The 17,723-nt window shown below is 73.4% G+C and carries 15 protein-coding genes; 6 read left to right on the forward strand and 9 right to left on the reverse strand.

The genetic code is table 11. The features are described from left to right. The 3 genes from J7E88_RS27685 to J7E88_RS27695 form a co-directional block, all read right to left on the reverse strand. Positions 1-769 (reverse strand): ABC transporter ATP-binding protein (locus tag J7E88_RS27685; RefSeq protein ID WP_215185822.1); only part of this gene is annotated, 769 nt, incomplete at its 3' end. Between the two features lie 153 nt (positions 770-922). Next, positions 923-1,456, reverse strand: coding sequence for a hypothetical protein (locus J7E88_RS27690; RefSeq protein WP_215185824.1), 534 nt, complete (start codon positions 1,454-1,456; stop codon positions 923-925). A 73-nt stretch (positions 1,457-1,529) separates the two neighbouring features. Beyond that, the gene (locus J7E88_RS27695) at positions 1,530-1,832 is read right to left on the reverse strand and encodes an SH3 domain-containing protein (RefSeq protein WP_251023312.1); all 303 of its coding nucleotides are present in this window, start codon (positions 1,830-1,832) and stop codon (positions 1,530-1,532) included. Between the two features lie 125 nt (positions 1,833-1,957). On the opposite strand from J7E88_RS27695, the gene J7E88_RS27700 reads away from it, so the two are divergent. Beyond that, positions 1,958-4,120: a PQQ-binding-like beta-propeller repeat protein gene (locus tag J7E88_RS27700; RefSeq protein WP_215185826.1), complete on the forward strand. Its 2,163-nt coding sequence runs from the start codon at positions 1,958-1,960 to the stop codon at positions 4,118-4,120. Between the two features lie 34 nt (positions 4,121-4,154). Here J7E88_RS27700 and ilvD read toward each other — a convergent pair whose 3' ends face one another. The 4 genes from ilvD to J7E88_RS27720 all read right to left on the reverse strand — a co-directional run bounded on the left by ilvD (position 4,155) and on the right by J7E88_RS27720 (position 8,688). Continuing rightward, positions 4,155-6,005, reverse strand: coding sequence for a dihydroxy-acid dehydratase (gene ilvD / locus J7E88_RS27705; RefSeq protein WP_215185828.1), 1,851 nt, complete (start codon positions 6,003-6,005; stop codon positions 4,155-4,157). Positions 6,006-6,224: 219 nt separating this feature from the next. Continuing rightward, positions 6,225-6,890 (reverse strand): TetR family transcriptional regulator, encoded by a 666-nt coding sequence (locus J7E88_RS27710; RefSeq protein WP_215185830.1) that lies wholly within the window; start codon positions 6,888-6,890, stop codon positions 6,225-6,227. Then, a complete protein-coding gene (locus tag J7E88_RS27715) occupies positions 6,887-7,732 on the reverse strand; it encodes a sugar phosphate isomerase/epimerase (protein ID WP_215185832.1) in 846 nt (281 codons plus the stop codon). The genes J7E88_RS27710 and J7E88_RS27715 overlap by 4 nt, the downstream gene beginning before the upstream one ends. 23 nt (positions 7,733-7,755) lie before the next feature. Then, a complete protein-coding gene (locus J7E88_RS27720) occupies positions 7,756-8,688 on the reverse strand; it encodes a Ppx/GppA phosphatase family protein (protein ID WP_215185834.1) in 933 nt (310 codons plus the stop codon). Here J7E88_RS27720 and J7E88_RS27725 point away from each other — a divergent pair. Then, positions 8,687-9,538 (forward strand): hypothetical protein, encoded by an 852-nt coding sequence (locus J7E88_RS27725; protein ID WP_251023313.1) that lies wholly within the window; start codon positions 8,687-8,689, stop codon positions 9,536-9,538. The genes J7E88_RS27720 and J7E88_RS27725 overlap by 2 nt on opposite strands. A gap of 132 nt (positions 9,539-9,670) precedes the next feature. Here the strand turns inward: J7E88_RS27725 and J7E88_RS27730 are convergent, their stop codons facing one another. Then, the gene (locus tag J7E88_RS27730; protein WP_215185838.1) at positions 9,671-11,353 is read right to left on the reverse strand and encodes a hypothetical protein; all 1,683 of its coding nucleotides are present in this window, start codon (positions 11,351-11,353) and stop codon (positions 9,671-9,673) included. Between the two features lie 208 nt (positions 11,354-11,561). Between J7E88_RS27730 and radA the strand changes: the two genes are divergently transcribed. Next, positions 11,562-12,956 carry a DNA repair protein RadA gene (gene radA / locus J7E88_RS27735; protein WP_215185839.1) on the forward strand — a complete coding sequence of 465 codons (1,395 nt, stop codon included), beginning with the start codon at positions 11,562-11,564 and terminating at the stop codon, positions 12,954-12,956. A gap of 81 nt (positions 12,957-13,037) precedes the next feature. Next, positions 13,038-14,162 carry a DNA integrity scanning diadenylate cyclase DisA gene (gene disA, locus J7E88_RS27740; RefSeq protein WP_215185841.1) on the forward strand — a complete coding sequence of 375 codons (1,125 nt, stop codon included), beginning with the start codon at positions 13,038-13,040 and terminating at the stop codon, positions 14,160-14,162. Positions 14,163-14,245: 83 nt separating this feature from the next. On the opposite strand, the gene J7E88_RS27745 is transcribed toward disA, so the two are convergent. After that, a complete protein-coding gene (locus J7E88_RS27745; RefSeq protein ID WP_215185843.1) occupies positions 14,246-15,064 on the reverse strand; it encodes a hypothetical protein in 819 nt (272 codons plus the stop codon). A 185-nt stretch (positions 15,065-15,249) separates the two neighbouring features. Between J7E88_RS27745 and J7E88_RS27750 the strand changes: the two genes are divergently transcribed. Beyond that, entirely contained in the window at positions 15,250-15,909 is a 660-nt protein-coding gene (locus J7E88_RS27750) for a phosphatase PAP2 family protein (RefSeq protein WP_215185845.1), read from the forward strand. Between the two features lie 884 nt (positions 15,910-16,793). Further along, a complete protein-coding gene (locus J7E88_RS27755; protein WP_215185847.1) occupies positions 16,794-17,708 on the forward strand; it encodes an A/G-specific adenine glycosylase in 915 nt (304 codons plus the stop codon). Positions 17,709-17,723 lie beyond the last annotated feature (15 nt).

The following is a 17,723-nucleotide window of genomic DNA, read 5'->3' on the forward strand; positions in this document are numbered from 1 at the left end:
GATCATTGAGATTCTCCTGAAGGGCGTCGGCCTCGTCGACCAGGTGGAGGAAGGCCTCTTCGACGGTTGCGGAGCGGGTGCGGGTGCGCAGGTCGTCCGGGGCGTCCTCGGCGAGGATCTCGCCGTCGCGCATGAGGATGAGCCGGTGGCAGCGCTCGGCCTCGTCCATGACGTGGGAGGACACGAGGATCGTCGCGCCGCGTTCGTCGGCGAGGCGGTGGAAGAGGTCCCACAGGTCGCGGCGCAGGACGGGGTCCAGGCCGACGGTGGGTTCGTCGAGCACGAGGACCTCGGGGGTGCCGAGCAGGGCTACGGCGAGGGAGACGCGGCTGCGCTGGCCGCCGGAGAGGCGTCCGGCGAGGGCATCGGCGTGCGAGGTGAGGTCGACGTCGGCGACGGCGCGGGCGACGCATTCCTCGCGGGCGTCGCGGTTGGCGCGGCCGGGGAGCAGGACGGCGGCGAAGTAGTCGAGGTTCTGGCGGACCGTGAGGTCGTCGTAGACCGAGGGCGCCTGGGTGACGTAGCCGATGCGGGAGCGGAGCTCGGCGTCGCCGGACGGGCGGCCGAGGACCTCCAGGGTGCCGGTGACCTTGGCCTGGGTGCCGACGACGGCGCGCATCAGGGTCGATTTGCCGCAGCCGGACGGGCCGAGGAGGCCGGTGATGCGTCCGGGCAGGACGGTGAAGTCGACACCGCGGAGGACGGTGCGCTCTCCTCGTACGACGGTGAGGCCGCGGGCCAGGACGGCGACGCCAGAGGAATTCATCATGTGATGAATAATGCGCCTGGGGGTGCTGGGGCGTCAAGGACATGGGCTCTGTGGCGCTGCGCGGGCTTGAAGGAGGGAGCGCGGCGGCACGGGCGAGCGTGCGTGCCGTGGCACGCACACACGGAACGGGGGCGGAAGGCCAGGCGCGGAAGACTAGCCGCGCCCGGAACGGCCGTTCTTGCGGCCGCGGGCCGCGGGGTTGCCGGAGCGGGTGCTGCGGCGCTTCGCGTACTGCTGGAGCGCCGTCTCGTACTCGGCGCGGCGCAGCTTCTCGCCGGGGGCCTCCATGGCGCAGCGCAGGGAATAGGCGATGAGGGAGCCGATGAAGCCGATCGCCTTCAGGCTGCGCAGCGAGTCCTCGGCGGCGGAGCCGGAGGGGCGGCGGCCGAAGCTCTCCCAGGTCTTGCGGAAGGCGATGGCGCTGCAGACGGCGAACATCACGACGACGAGGGTGTTCACGAAGCCGCCGACCTCGGCGATGGCCAGGCCCTGGTAGGCGAAGCGCAGTACGAGCGCCGCGGCGAAGGCGGTGACGAGCGCGCCGAGGCCGACGCCCGCCCGGCGCAGCCCGTAGCCCCCGTCGTGATCGACCCAGGTGGTGCCGAAGTAACGGATGGGCTCGGGCCGCGGGCCGGTGCCGGTGGTCGTGTCGGTGCTGTCGCTGGTGCTCTCGGTGTGCTCGCTCACGGGTCGATTATCCCCGTGGCCGGGCGAGTGTCCCCGAGACGGGGCGGGTGTCCCCGCGAGGCAGGGCGAGCGGTCAGGAGCAGCGCGGGGCCACGTATCCGTCGCTGCCGGTCCTGACGTACGCGTCCGAGACGAACTCGCCGTCGGCGATGTTGTCCCAGAGGTTGGTGGTGCCGTAGGGGCCGGAGATCCACTCGCCGGGCTTCTGGCAGTAGACCGGGACCTTCACGTCGTACGGCAGGGTCCGGATCAGCCGGTACATCGTGCCGGGGCCGGACCGTACGTTGAGCCGGTAGCCGGGCGCGACCGGGTATCTGACGACGTCCGTCGCGGCTTCGACGCGGACGGCGCTCTCACTGGCCTCTTCAACAGACATGTGCCACTCCCCCGTTGCTGTTCCTGTCACTGCGACGCGCAGGCTAGCAAGCCCTGACCGAATCAAACGAGCCATCGACTAGGCTCCGTGCGTCGCGCTTGCGGACGAACACACGGGGGTGGGCGATGCCGCCGCTGCGAGAGAGCGGAACCGGCCCGGAAGCGGAACTTCCGCTGTATGCCGGGCAGTACCGGCTTGAGGCATGCCTGGGCGCCGGCGGCATGGGGGTCGTGCACCTCGCCAGGTCGGCATCGGGTCTGCGGCTCGCGGTCAAGGTCGTCCACCAGCAGTACGCAGCGGACCCCGAGTTCAGGGCGCGATTCCGGCAGGAGGTCGCCGCCGCGCGACGGGTGAGCGGTGCTTTCACCGCCTCCGTCGTGGACGCCGACCCGGACGACGACCGCCCATGGATGGCCACCCTCTACGTCCCCGGTCCCACGCTCGCGGAGCAGGTGAAACGGAACGGTCCCCTGGCTCCGGCCGAGTTGCGGAGGCTGACGGCCGGGCTCGCCGAGGCGCTGCGCGACATCCACCGTGCCGGTGTCGTCCACCGGGACCTCAAGCCCAGCAATGTGCTGCTCACCGACTCCGGGCCGAAGGTCATCGACTTCGGCATCTCACGGCCCTTCGACAGCGATCTGCGGACGGAGACGGGCAAGCTGATCGGTTCGCCGCCCTTCATGGCGCCCGAGCAGTTCCAGCGGCCGCGCGAAGTGGGCCCGGCCGCCGATGTGTTCGCGCTGGGGTCGGTGCTGGTGCACGCCGCGACGGGGCGCGGGCCCTTCGACTCCGGCAGCCCGTACATCGTGGCCTATCAGGTGGTCCACGACGAGCCGGATCTGACGGGCGTGCCCCTCGAACTCGCCCCGCTCGTCGGCCGCTGTCTCGCCAAGGACCCCCTGGAGCGGCCGACACCCGACGAGATCATGGCGGCGTTGCGTCCCCCGTCGTACGAGGCGACGGCGTTCATACCCGCGCAGCGCCGCGCAGCGGGCGGCGAGCCCTCGGCGGCAAGCGGGCCGGACACCACCACGCACGTCAGCAGCCGTCCGTACGCGCGGACGCGGCCCCGCACCACGGCGAAGCGCAACCGGCTCGTCGCGGCCGGCGCCGCGCTGCTCGTCCTCCTCGGTGGGGGTGCCCTCGCCCTCGAAGGGAGGGACACCCCGGAGAGGCCCGGCACGACCGCCCGGGCGGCGGAGACCGGGGCGTTCGCACCGTGGCAGACGACGCTGCGCACCACCGAAGGCTCCCTCCCCGCCTGCGCGTACGCGGACGGCGCGCTGTACTGCTCGGCGCAGGGCGCGGGGACGGCCAGGATCGATCCCGACGACGGCCGGCTGGTGTGGCAGGCCGCGGTGCCCGAGGGGATGGCCGCAGCGGACCCCGGCTCGGGCCCGGCCGTCCCCGGCGGCCTGGTGCACACGGCCTGGACCACGACACGGGCGGCGCAGATCCGGACGTACGGGACGGCCGACGGCGCACCCGGCTGGCGCGCGGACGTCTCCGCCTATCAGACGGGATTCGGACAGGCCGGCGACACCGTCCTCCTCGTCCCGCCGGCCGGACCGGTGAAGGCCCTCGACGCTGCAACGGGCGATCAGCGCTGGCGCCGTGCCGTGCCGGGGCACAGCCGCCCGGACTTCGGCCCCTACAACGAGGAGACGGGTCTGCTGCATCTCTTCGAGGGCTCCGCGGACGGACGGACCACCCTCATCACGGCGGTGCGTCCGCGCAGCGGGGAGGTGGCGTGGCAGCGCAGGCTGGCGGGGAACCTCACCCCGGCGGCGACCGTCGGCAGCACCCTGTTCCTCACGTCGACCGACGCGAACACGCAGACGGACGCCGTGGTGCGGTACGACCCGCGGCGGGGATCCACGCACCGCGTGCGGCTGCCGTTCCCCCTGTCCGAGCCCAAGGCGGCCGTCCGGGGCGACACCGTCCACCTGCTCTCGCGCGGCGGCACGCTGCTGGCCGTCGACACGCGCCCTACCACGGTCGCGGCCGACGCCGAGCTGTGGCGGCTGGAGACCGGGGCGGGACGCACGTCCGCCCCTGTCGCCGCCGGCCGCGACCGGGTCTACTTCTCGTCGGCCGACGGCCGGCTCTTCGCCGTCGACACCGCGGAGGGACGGGTGCTCGGCCAGACCCGGCCCCGGCTGCGCGGCGGCAAGCTGGGATTCGCGGCGACCCTGCCCGCCCCCGTCATCGCGCCCGGCAAGGTCTTCGCCACCGCTCCCGACGGCTCCGTCTTCGCCGTCGACGCGAAGGACCCGGCGCGCTGGTGAGCGCGCCGGGTCCGGCGGTGGGTCGGCGGGAGCGTCAGCCCAGCCGGGAGACGTCCCGCACCGCGCCCTTGTCCGCGCTCGTCGCCATCGCCGCGTACGCCCGCAGCGCCGCCGAGACCTTGCGTTCGCGCGACTTCGGGGCGTAGACGCCGTTCAGCGCCTCGCGGCGGGCGGCGAGGGTCGCGTCGTCGACGAGCAGCTCGATCGAGCGGCCCGGGATGTCGATACGGATGCGGTCGCCGTCCTCGACGAGCGCGATCGTGCCGCCCGAGGCCGCCTCAGGGGAGGCGTGGCCGATCGAGAGTCCGGACGTGCCACCGGAGAAGCGGCCGTCGGTGATCAGGGCGCAGGTCTTGCCCAGGCCGCGGCCCTTGAGGAAGGACGTCGGGTAGAGCATCTCCTGCATGCCGGGGCCGCCGCGCGGGCCCTCGTAGCGGATGACCACGACATCGCCGTGGGTGATCTCCTTGCGGAGGATCTTGTCGACGGCCTCGTCCTGGGATTCGCAGACGACGGCCGGGCCCTCGAAGGTCCAGATGGACTCGTCGACACCGGCGGTCTTCACGACGCAGCCGTCGACGGCGAGGTTGCCGCGCAGGACCGCGAGTCCGCCGTCCTTGGAGTACGCGTGCTCCGCGGAGCGGATGCAGCCGTTCTCGGCGTCGTCGTCCAGCGCCTCCCAGCGCTCGGACTGCGAGAACGCGGTGGCGGAGCGGACGCAGCCCGGCGCCGCGTGCCACAGCTCGACGGACTCGGCGGACGGCGAACCGCCGCGCACGTCCCAGTTCTTGAGCCAGTCCGCGAGGGTCGGGCTGTGCACGGAGTGCACGTCCTCGTTCAGCAGTCCGGCGCGGTGCAGCTCGCCCAGCAGCGCGGGGATACCGCCGGCGCGGTGGACGTCCTCCATGTAGTACGTGCGGTTCTTGGCGACGTTCGGCGCGACCTTCGCCAGGCAGGGCACACGGCGCGAGACGGCGTCGATCTCGTCGAGGCCGAACTCGACGCCCGCCTCCTGGGCGGCGGCCAGCAGGTGCAGGATCGTGTTCGTCGAGCCGCCCATGGCGATGTCGAGGGCCATGGCGTTCTCGAAGGCCGCGAAGGTGGCGATGTTGCGCGGCAGGACGGACTCGTCGCCCTGCTCGTAGTACCGCTTGGTGATGTCGACGACCGTCGCGGCGGCGTTCTCGTACAGCGCCTTGCGGGCGGTGTGGGTGGCGAGGACGGAGCCGTTGCCCGGCAGGGAGAGACCGATGGCCTCGGTCAGGCAGTTCATCGAGTTGGCGGTGAACATGCCGGAACAGGAGCCGCAGGTCGGGCAGGCGTTCTCCTCGATGCGGAGGATGTCCTCGTCCGAGATCTTGTCGTTGACCGCGTCCGAGATCGCGTCGACCAGGTCGAGCGTGCGGACGGTGCCGTCGACGAGCGTCGCCCGGCCGGACTCCATCGGGCCGCCGGAGACGAAGACGGTCGGGATGTCGAGGCGCAGGGCGGCCATCAGCATGCCCGGGGTGATCTTGTCGCAGTTGGAGATGCAGATCAGCGCGTCCGCGCAGTGCGCCTCGACCATGTACTCGACCGAGTCGGCGATCAGGTCGCGCGAGGGCAGCGAGTAGAGCATGCCGCCGTGGCCCATGGCGATGCCGTCGTCGACGGCGATCGTGTTGAACTCGCGGGGCACCGCGCCCGCGGCCTTGATGGCCTCGGAGACGATCCGGCCGACCGGCGCGAGGTGGGTGTGGCCGGGCACGAACTCGGTGAAGGAGTTGGCAACGGCGACGATCGGCTTGCCGATGTCCTCGCTCGCTACGCCCGACGCCCGCATAAGGGCGCGGGCGCCCGCCATGTTGCGGCCGTGGGTGACAGTGCGGGACCTCAGCTCGGGCATCGTCGCTCGCTCCTCGTCGTGATGGGTGTACCTGCTCCGAGCGTACGCCGCAGCTCCAAGATCTGGACAGCTTGTCCGGAATGCGGGACGCCCGGCTCAGTCCTTGGTCGGCGCCGCAGGGCCGGCGGCCCGACAGGGCCAGCGGGCGTGGAGCCGCCCAGTCCTCGGCCGGCGGCACAGGCAAGGCGGCGCGACAGGGCCCAAGGGGCGTGGACCCGTTCAGTCCTCGGCCTGCGGCGCCGCCGGGCCCGGGGGGCCGGCCGGAGCCCCGGCGGCCGGGTCGGTCAGGTAGCGCTGGAGGGTGGGCGCCACCATCCGCACGATCTCCCCGGGATCGGCCGACGCCAGCGGCTCCACCTGGAGCACGTAGCGCATCATCGCGATCCCGATCATGTGGGACGCGGCGAGCTCCGCACGGAACCGCGCGTCCGGTACGTCCAGCTCCCCCGCCACCCGCTCCAGCAGCCGCCGCAGGACGACACCCCGCAGCACCTTGGCCGCCGCCTCGTGGGTGAGGGCGGAGCGGATGACGGCCAGCAGCGGGGCCCGTGAGGCCGGGTTCTCCCAGATGCCGATGAAGTAGCGGGCCAGCCGCTCCCCGATGCCTTCCGGGCCCTGGCCGAGGATCTGCGGGATGACCATCGCCGGCTCGAGCGAGACCTCGACCGCGGCGGCGAACACATCGTCCTTGGTGCCGAAGTAGTGGTGCACGAGCGCCGCGTCGACCCCGGCCGCCCGCGCGATCCCGCGCATCGTCGTCTTGTCGTAACCGCGCTCGGCGAACTCGGCGCGCGCCGCCGTGAGAATCCGCTCCCGCGTGCCCGGCCCTTCAGCGGCCGCCTCGCGGGCGGGCCGGCCGCGCCGCCGGGGTACCGCGCCGGTCATCGCCTCGTACCGGTCCCGTCGTGCACCCGGGACGAGGCCGAGGACGCCAGATGCAGCCGGGTGAAGGCCAGTGCCTCGGCGAGGTCGGCCTCACGTTCGGCGGCGGACATGGCACGCCGGGTGTTGACCTCGATGACGACATGGCCGTCGAAGCCGTTCCCGGCCAGGCGCTCCAGCAGCTCGGCGCAGGGCTGGCCGCCCCGGCCCGGCACCAGGTGCTCGTCCTTCGCGGACCCCTTGCCGTCGGCCAGGTGCACATGGCCGAGCCGGTCGCCCATCCGGTCCACCATCGCCATGGTGTCGGTGCGGGAGGTCGCCGTGTGCGACAGGTCGATGGTGAAATGCCGGTAGTCGTCCTTGGTGACGTCCCAGTCGGGGGCGTACGCGAGCATCTCGCGGTCCCGGTAGCGCCAGGGGTACATGTTCTCCACGGCGAACCGGACGTCGGTCTCGTCCGCCATACGCCAGATGCCGCTGACGAAGTCGCGCGCGTACTGCCGCTGCCAGCGGAACGGCGGGTGCACGACCACCGTCGAGGCTCCCAGCTTCTCCGCGGCCGCCTGCGCCCGCTGGAGCTTGACCCACGGGTCGGTGGACCAGACGCGCTGGGTGATCAGCAGGCAGGGCGCGTGGACGGCGTGGATGGGGACCTGGTGGTAGTCGGAGAGCCTGCGCAGCGCCTCGATGTCCTGGCTGACGGGATCCGTCCAGACCATGATCTCGACGCCGTCGTAGCCGAGGCGCGCGGCGATCTCGAAGGCCGTCGCCGTCGACTCCGGATAGACGGAAGCCGTCGACAGGACAACCTTCGCATCCGGGATGCGCACCACTGGTTCAGCCACGACAGACAGCCTAAAGGCACCTCCTAGGGGGTCGGGAGATGGTCGAGGCGCCGCAGGATGACGCCCTCGCGCAACGCCCAGGGGCAGATCTCCAGCTCCTCGGCGCCGAAGAGGTCCATCGCACCCTCCGCGACCAGGGCCCCTGCCAACAGCTGAGGGGCGCGGCCCGGGGAGACGCCGGGCAGTCCCGCACGCTGTTCCACGGTCATCGCGGCGAGCTTGGGCACCCAGCCGACGAGTGACGAACGACTCAGCACGCGCTGGATGTACAGACCCTCCGCGGAGCGTGCCGCGCCGGCGATCCGGGCCAGCTGCTTGAAGGTCTTGGATGTGGCGACGATGTGGTCCGGCGGACCGAAGCGGCTGAACTCGCCGACGACACGGGCGATCTCGGCGCGCACATGGCGGCGCAGCGCCTTCACGTCGTGCGGGTCCGGCGGGTCGCCGGGCAGCAGCCCGGCGGTCAGCCGGCCCGCTCCCAGCGGCAGGGACACGGCGGCGTCGGGCTCCTCGTCTATGCCGAACGCGATCTCCAGGGAGCCGCCGCCGATGTCCAGGACGAGCAGCTTCCCGGCCGACCAGCCGAACCAGCGGCGGGCGGCGAGGAACGTCAGCCGGGCCTCCTCCTCGCCGGTGAGCACCGTCAGCTCGACCCCGGTCTCCGCCTTCACCCGGGACAGGAGCATGTCCGCGTTGGTCGCCTCGCGCACGGCGGAGGTGGCGAAGGACAGGACCTCCTCGCAGCCCTTGTCCTCGGCGGCCTGCAGCGCGTCGGTGATGGTGTGCACCAGCCGCTCGATGCCCTCCTCCCCGATGGCGCCGCCCTCGTCGAGCAGCTCGGCGAGGCGCAGCTCCGCCTTGTGCGAGTGCGCGGGCAGCGGGCGGGCGCCTGGGTGGGCGTCCACCGCCAGCAGGTGAACCGTGTTCGAACCGACGTCGAGGACTCCGAGTCTCATGGGCGGAACGCTACTGCGGTCGCGCGCATACGCTGGAGCCGTGCCAAAGACGAAAAAGGCGAAGCCGGGCAAAGCCGCACCCGAGAAGAAGATCAAGCACGACGAGAAGGGCCTGGACTTTCCCCGTGCCTGGGTGGAGTTCCCGGATCCGGCCGATGACGAGCAGGTCTTCCGGTGCGACCTGACGTGGCTCACCTCACGTTGGAGCTGCATCTTCGGCAGCGGCTGCCAGGGGATCCAGGCGGGGCGCGCGGACGACGGCTGCTGCACGCTGGGCGCGCACTTCTCCGACGAGGAGGACGAGCAGCGCGTGGCGGGGCACGTGGCGCGCCTGACCCCGGACCTGTGGCAGTTCCACGACGTCGGCACGGAAACGGGCTGGGTGGAGCAGGACGAGGACGGCGAACGCCAGACGCGCCGCTGGGAGGGCTCCTGCATCTTCCAGAACCGTCCGGGCTTCGCGGGCGGCGCGGGCTGCTCGCTGCACATCCTGGCGCTGCGGGAGGGCCGGGAGCCGCTGGAGACGAAGCCGGACGTGTGCTGGCAACTGCCGGTCCGGCGGACGTACGACTGGATCGACCGGCCCGACGACACCCGGGTGCTCCAGGTGTCGATCGGCGAGTACGACCGCCGCGGCTGGGGCCCGGGCGGTCATGACCTGCACTGGTGGTGCACCTCCGCGACATCGGCGCACGGTGCGGGTGAGCCGGTGTATGTGACGTACCGCCCGGAGCTGACGGAGCTGATGGGCAAGGCTGCGTACGACGTGCTGGTGGAGCTGTGCGAGGCCCGCCTGGCGTCGTCGCTGCCGCTGGTGGCTCCGCACCCGGCGGACCCGAAGCCCCGCTGAGCCACGGGCCGGCCGGGAGCGGAGGACCGCTTCGGGCGGGCGGCCTGACAGGCGGGCGTTCCCCTGGCCTGGTCGGCCGAGTCAGCCGAGAGGGCGGGCCGGACCGGGGGCGGGAGGACCGTTTCCGCCGGGTCAGTCCGAGGGCGGCGGGGTCGCCGGCTCGGACGGCGGCCTGGAGGTCGGCTGCGACGGGGGCGGGTCCGACGGATCCGCCGAGGACGGCGGCGGACTGGAGGTCGGCGGAGTCGGACCCGCCGAGGACGGCGGCGGACTGGTCGGCGGCGGACTCGACGGCGGTGCGGGGGTCGGGTCCGGGTCGGGCGAGGAGGGCGGCGGGCTGGTGGCCCCGTGGCCGTGGATCGCCACGACCGCACCGGCGGGATCGATGCCGACCTGCGCCCGCCAGGGGCCGGACGGTTCTCGCGAGGGGTCGACGGTGATGTACAGAGTGATCGTTTCGCCGGGGTACAGGGTGCCGGACGAGCGGATCGATCGGAGCCAGCGCGCGTCCGTCCACAGCGACCAGTCGACGGGGGAGCCGCCGGACGCCGTGAGCGTGATCGAGGTGGTCTCCCCGGCGGGCTTCGCCTCGACCGTGAGCCTGCCCGGGCCCCGCCCGGGTGCGGAGGGCGGCGCGGGAGTGCCCGTGCTGATCACCGCGACGGAGACGTCGCTCGCATGGTGGTCGGCCGTGAACCGGGGGTCCGGCTCGGCGCTCGCGTTGCCCGCGTTCTCGTAGTGGCCGTACGGGCCGCCCTCGCCCGGGCCGCCCGGGTCACCGGCGCTGACGGCCGGGCGATGTCCCTCGCCGGTCAGCGGCGCCCCGCGGTAGGCCGCCCACAGCGCGAACACCGGAGCGGCCACGACCGTGGCCACGACGGTGGCGGTCACCGCGCGGGAGCGCATCCGTCCCCGCCGGGCCGTGTGGTCCTTGGGGTCCAGCGGGAAGCCGCCGGGGCCGAAGCGCGGGCCACCGGCGCGGGTGCGCGGGACCTGCCGCATCGCCACGTACGCGGCGGAGCGCGGCGCCTCGACCAGCGGGAGCGCGGCGGGGGTGACACTCGAACCGGGCCAGGGCCCCCGCGCGCCGGCGCGCTCGGCGGCGCGGCGGCAGCGCGGGCAGTCGTCGACGTGGCGGACGAGCTCCCGGCGCAGCGCTGCGGAGAGCAGGACGCGGTTGTCGCCGGTGAGCCGGGCGACGGCGGGACAGGTGCCCATCTCGACGACGGCGAGCGCGGCCCGGGTGCGCTCCACCTCGCAGGCCGCGGCGGCCAGCAGCTCGCGGGCGGCGGTCTCTGCGAGACCGAGCACGCAGGCGACGCCCGCCGGGCCGAGGCCGTGACGCACGGCCAGTTCGAGGGCTTCGCGCTGCTCGGGGGTGGTGCCTGCGGCCTCTGGCCAGGCCAGCCGGGCCAGTTCGGCGCGGCGGCGCTCGGCGGCCTCGGGGGCGAGGCGGGGGGACGCGGGCCTCTCGTCGGCGGCGGGTTGCCCGGTGTGGACGCCCTGGCGCCTTCGGCGCTGTTCGGTCAGCCGGCGCAGACAGGCCCAGCGCGCCAGTGCGTACATCCAGGCTTTCTTCTCGGCCTCGCCGGACGGGCAGCGACCGTGCTGCCGTTCGGAGATGGCGAGGACGTCACCGAGGACCGCCGTCGCCGCGTCGTGGTCGCACAGCACGGAGAGGCAGTAGGTGAACAGGCCGTCGAGGTACGGCTCGTAGCGCGCGGGCGGTCGCTCGGCGGACGGACGGGGCGCACGATGATGCGCCCGGTGTGCGCCGGTGGTGTGGGTAGGGGGTTCCAGCCTGCTGCTCGTCACTCGGTGACCGTAGGGGCAGTACCGGACCTCGTTCGCACCGCTTGAACACTTTTAACCCATACGGGTGAACCGTTCCCTCTGAGAGGTCAGGTGGGAAAGATTCCGCGCCCCCGGGGGCACCCACCGGTTCGCGTCGCGTGGCGGGCAGCGCGCCTCCCGCAGGCGGCCGCCGGTCCGGCCTGTCAGTGGTCACCGCTACGGTTTGCGCATGGCTGCCCGTACGAAATCCGCGAAGGACCGGCCGTCCTTCCGCTGCACCGAATGCGGCTGGACCACCGCCAAGTGGCTCGGCCGCTGCCCCGAGTGCCAGGCCTGGGGCACGGTCGAGGAGTACGGCGCGCCCGCCGTCCGCACCACAGCCGCGGGCCGGGTCTCCACCGCCGCGGTGCCCATCGGCGAGGTGGACGGCCGCCAGGCGACCGCGCGCTCCACGGGCGTCGACGAGCTCGACCGGGTTCTCGGCGGCGGTCTGGTGCCGGGGGCCGTCGTGCTGCTCGCGGGTGAGCCCGGCGTCGGCAAGTCGACGCTGCTGCTCGATGTGGCCGCCAAGGCGGCGAGCGATGAGCACCGGACGTTGTACGTGACGGGCGAGGAGTCCGCGAGCCAGGTGCGCCTGCGCGCCGACCGGATCGGCGCGCTGCACGACCACCTGTTCCTTGCGGCGGAGACGGATCTGTCCGCGGTCCTCGGCCATCTGGACGCGGTCAAGCCGTCCCTGCTGATCCTCGACTCGGTGCAGACCGTGGCCTCCCCCGAGATCGACGGCGCGCCCGGCGGCATGGCCCAGGTCCGCGAGGTCGCGGGCGCCCTGATCCGCGCCTCCAAGGACCGCGGCATGTCCACGCTGCTGGTGGGCCATGTGACGAAGGACGGCGCCATCGCCGGCCCGCGTCTGCTGGAGCACCTGGTCGACGTGGTGCTGCACTTCGAGGGCGACCGGCACGCCCGCCTCCGCCTGGTCCGCGGCGTGAAGAACAGATACGGGGCGACGGACGAGGTCGGGTGCTTCGAGCTGCACGACGAGGGCATCACCGGCCTCGCCGACCCCTCGGGACTGTTCCTCACCCGCCGGGATGCGCCCGTCCCCGGCACGTGCCTCACCGTCACCCTGGAAGGCCGCCGTCCCCTCGTCGCCGAGGTGCAGGCGCTGACGGTCGACTCCCAGATCCCCTCCCCCCGGCGCACCACATCGGGCCTGGAGACCTCGCGGGTGTCGATGATGCTGGCGGTGCTGGAGCAGCGCGGCCGGATCTCCGCGCTCGGCAAGCGCGACATCTACAGCGCGACGGTCGGCGGTGTGAAGCTCTCGGAGCCCGCGGCGGACCTCGCGATCGCGCTCGCGCTGGCGTCGGCGGCCAGCGACACTCCACTGCCGAAGAACCTGGTCGCGATCGGCGAGGTGGGACTCGCCGGCGAGGTCAGACGGGTGACGGGCGTGCAGCGCCGGCTCGCCGAGGCGCACCGGCTGGGCTTCACCCAGGCGCTGGTGCCCTCCGATCCGGGGAGGGTCCCGGCGGGCATGAAGGTTACGGAGGTCGCCGACATGGGGGATGCTCTGCGGGTGCTCCCGAGCGGCCGGCGGAAGGCTTCCGACGGCGCCTGAGGCGTACGCCCCACGGGACGACGAGGCTCGCCGGTAGACTTTGCCCTGGTCTCGCCCACCCGTACGAGCCGGAGGAGTGCAGTGGCAGCCAAGGACGGGGCAGCAGCACCCGGAAAGTCCGGCCAAGGCACGGGCAACGAAGCGCTGATCCGCGCCGCCCTGAGCGCGGTCGCCCCGGGCACCGCCCTGCGCGACGGACTGGAGCGCATCCTCAGGGGGAACACCGGTGGTCTGATCGTTCTCGGCATGGACAAGACCGTCGAGTCGATGTGCACCGGCGGCTTCGTGCTGGACGTGGAGTTCACCGCGACCCGGCTGCGCGAGTTGTGCAAGCTGGACGGCGCTCTGATCCTCGACAAGGACATCTCCAAGATCCACCGGGCCGGCGTCCAGCTGGTCCCGGACGCGTCCATCCCGACCGAGGAGACCGGCACTCGGCACCGCACCGCGGACCGGGTGTCGCGCCAGTGCGGCTTCCCCGTGGTGTCCGTGTCCCAGTCGATGCGGCTGATCGCGCTGTACGTGGACGGCGAGCGCCGTGTCCTGGAGGAGTCCGCCGCGATCCTGTCGCGGGCGAACCAGGCCCTCGCCACCCTGGAGCGCTACAAGCTCCGCCTCGACGAGGTCGCGGGCACGCTCTCGGCGCTGGAGATCGAGGACCTGGTCACCGTCCGGGACGTCACGGCGGTGGCGCAGCGCCTGGAGATGGTGCGACGGATCGCCACCGAGATCGCCGAATACGTGGTGGAGCTGGGCACCGACGGCCGCCTTCTCTCCCTCCAGCTCGACGAGTTGATCGCGGGCGTGGAGCCCGAGCGCGAGCTGGTCGTCCGGGACTACGTGCCGGAGCCGACGGCGAAGCGCTCGCGCACGGTGGACGAGGCGCTGGCGGAGCTGGACGCGCTCACGCACACCGAACTCCTCGAACTGCCCGTCGTGGCCAGGGCGCTGGGCTACAGCGGCTCGCCCGAGACGCTGGACTCCGCGGTCTCGCCGCGCGGGTACCGCCTGCTGGCGAAGGTCCCGCGACTGCCGGGCGCGATCATCGAGCGGCTCGTGGAGCACTTCGGCGGTCTGCAGAAGCTGCTCGCCGCCAGTGTGGACGACCTCCAGGCCGTGGACGGCGTCGGCGAGGCGCGGGCGCGCAGCGTCCGGGAGGGCCTGTCGCGGCTCGCGGAGTCGTCGATCCTGGAGCGGTACGTCTGAGACGCGTAGGACTGAGACACGTACGACTGAGGGGCTTCATGACCAGGTCATGAAGCCCCTCGCCCGTGGATCCACGTAATCGTTCAGTCCTTCTCCAGGCGGAACGATGCGGGCAGCACCTTCACGCCCGGGAACGATGCCTCGACCAGGTACGTGCCCGGCACAGCGCTGCCCGGCGACGGCGTCGGGCACTGCGGCGCGCTGCGCCTCCTGTCCCACTCCACGATGTGCGTGATCGTCCCATTGCCGGGGATCCGCAGGAATCGGGCCGGGGCCGTGCGCGGACAGTGGGCCGACGACCACACGTCCTCGTCCTCGCTGTCGGTGACGGTGAACACGGCCGCCTTCGGGCCGAAGTCCGCCTTGCAGGTCGTGCCCGAGGAGTTGGCGACCACGAGCCTGAACGAGGGCTTCTCGCCCGGCCGGTAGGACACCTTGGTGGTGCTCAGGGTCAACTTCAGTGCGCTCGGCGCGCAGTTGGGGAGAGACGAGCCGACCGGGACCTGCTGTCCGGCGGGTCCGCCGGCCGCACCGCTCGTGGCGCCGGAGCCGCCCGTGGCCGTACCCGCGCCGCCGGTCGCGCCGTCCGCGCCGCCCGGGGGCGTGGTGCCGTCACCGGAGCCGCCCACGCCGCCGGAACCGGTCGCGCCGTCGCCCGACTCGTCGCGCCCGCCGGGCTGTTGGCTGATCGCCGGGCCGGACTGATCCGGTCCGGGGGTGATCGAGGGTGCGGGGGACGGGCCCTTGCCGTCCGCCGTGTTGCTGCTGCCGTCACCCCCGCTGGAGGTGACGGCCCACACGATCAGCATCGCGAGCAGCGCGACCAATGACGCCGCGACTGCCCTCCGTCGCCAGTAGATGGAGGAGGGAAGCGGCCCGATCGGATTGCGCAGAGATCCCACGGACCGAACTCTACGAGAGATCGCGCCCAACTCCCGCCCCACCCGCCGCCTGAGCACGAAGTTCTGCCGATCATCATCACGGACTCATCACGGGCCCGGTCCCACGGGTCCGTTGCGTCCGTCAGAGGTGCTCTGGCCGATCGCGAAGGGTGACCGACCCGCCTGGGACGATACGGTCCGTCATCATGGACAGCAGCATCACGCGCGATCTCTACCGCGACATCACCGACTTCGCCCACACCACGCCCTCCTGGGTGCAGCACCTCGCCGAACTGTGGACGGAGGCAGGGCTGCTGCTGTTCGGCGTGCTGTTCCTGCTCGCGTGGTGGCGGTCACGGACCGCGGACCCGGGCCGGATAGCCCTCGCGGTCCTCGCGCCGCTCGCGACGGCGGTCGGCTATGTGGTCAGCGAATCCCTCAAGTCCTTTGTGGACGAGGAGCGTCCGTGCCGCACGGTCACGGAGGCGGCCGCGTCGCTCGTACCGTGCCCCCCGACCGGCGACTGGTCCTTCCCGAGCAACCACGCGGCCATCGCCGGTGCGGCTGCGATGGCCCTCGCGATCGCGTGGCCGCGGATCGCCCTGCTGACGGTCCCGATGGCGCTGCTGATGGCCTTCTCGCGCGTCTTCGTCGGGGTGCACTACCCGCACGACGTTCTGACCGGCCTGGCGGTGGGCGCGCTCGTCGCGGCCGCCTGCATGGCGGCCCTGCTGCGCCCGGCCCGGTCGCTGCTCGCCACCATGCGCACGAGCCGCACGCCCCTCACGCTCTGGCTCGCCGGCCCGGGCCCGGCCCCGGAACCCGCTCCCCCGGCGCCCCCGCGCGCGTCGGCGGACCGCCGCTGACGCCGGGAGCCCCCGCGGACGTCGAGGGCGCCGGCCACACCGGCGTGGCCTGCCCACGGGCGGTTCCGCTCGTGACGACGATCCCCGGGGCGCCCGGGGCGGGCCGGCCTGAGGACGGACGCCTGCCACTCCCGAGGCGCGGACAGCGGGGCGGGCACCTGCCACGCGGCGAGCAAGGCCTGCCACAGGCGACACCCCCGGCGGCACACCGCCACCGGGGCCCGGGGACTGGCCCGATGATTCTCAGCGGGCAGAGGCCCTCCTCCGGCGACGCACTTCCATGACACCCCGGACGGACCGCCGCTGACGCCACCGCCCGCGCCGCCGCTCGCCCCATGGGCGAGCCCTACTCGAGGCGATATCGCCCGCAGCAGCACACGCCGGTGGCCCCCGGGGCGGGGGCCACTGGTGGCCCCGGATGGGGCTCGCCCCAGGGCGACGCCTGCCACACCCCGCAGGCGGAGTCCATGGCCGCCCCCGGTGGGGCGGCGTACGCCCGGGTGCTGCCACGCAGGCGGTTCCGCGCGCTGGCGGGCCTGCCCGCAGGCGGTTCCGCGCGTGGCGACACATCCCCGGAGACGCCGGAGACGGATTGCCGGTGGACGCCCGGCACGCCCCGCCAGGGCCCACCGGGCGGGGCTCGCCCGACGGCGGACGCCTGCCACTCCCGAGGCGCGGACAGCGGGGCGGGCACCTGCCACGCGGCGAGCAACGCCTGCCACAGGCGACACCCCCGGCGGCACACCGCCACCGGGGCCCCGGGGACGGACCCCCCGCGCCCGCCCCGGCGAGGCCCGCACCGCCGGCGAAGCACCCCTGGGCCCCGCCCGGGGGCCGGTGCCTGCGGCGGTCGGCGGGCGGGGCGTGCCAGGATCGTCAGTGCCATGACTGTCATTGACGCTTCCCAGACGCCCGACGCCCTCGACCCCCGAGCCCTCCACGTTCCCGTCATCGCCTGGTTCGACCAGCACGCCCGTGATCTGCCCTGGCGCCGCCCGGAGGCCGGGGCCTGGGGCGTGATGGTCAGCGAGTTCATGCTGCAGCAGACCCCGGTCTCCCGGGTGCTCCCCGTGTACGAGGAGTGGCTGGCGCGCTGGCCGCGCCCCGCCGACCTCGCGGCGGAGGCCCCCGGCGAGGCGGTCCGCGCCTGGGGGCGGCTCGGTTATCCGCGGCGCGCGCTGCGTCTGCACGGCGCGGCCCAGGCCATAGCGGAGCGGCACGGCGGCGAAGTGCCGCGCGACCACGCGCAGTTGATCGCCCTGCCCGGCATCGGCGAGTACACGGCGGCGGCCGTGGCGTCCTTCGCGTACGGGCAGCGGCACGCCGTGCTCGACACCAATGTGCGGCGGGTCCTCGCCCGGGCCGCGACCGGCATCCAGTACCCGCCGAACGCGACCACCGCCGCCGAGCGCCGCCTCGCCCGGGCGCTGCTCCCCGAGGAGGAGCACACCGCGGCCCGCTGGGCGGCGGCGTCCATGGAGCTCGGCGCTCTGGTGTGCACGGCCAGGAACGAGGACTGCGGCCGCTGCCCGATCGCCGCGCAGTGCGCCTGGCGGCTGGCGGGGAAGCCCGCGCACGAGGGCGCCGCGCGCCGCGGCCAGACGTATGCCGGGACCGACCGCCAGGTGCGCGGCCGGCTGTTGGCGGTGCTGCGCGAGGCCGTGACGCCCGTGCCGCAGTCGGCGCTCGACGCGGTCTGGCACGAGCCGGTGCAGCGCGCACGGGCGCTGGACGGGCTGGTCGCCGACGGTCTCGTGGAGCCCCTGGACGGCGGCCTGTACCGGCTGCCTGTCGGCTGAGCCAAAGGGTTTACC

The sequence above is a fragment of the Streptomyces sp. ISL-10 genome (assembly GCF_018614575.1).
GTDB lineage: Bacteria > Actinomycetota > Actinomycetes > Streptomycetales > Streptomycetaceae > Streptomyces.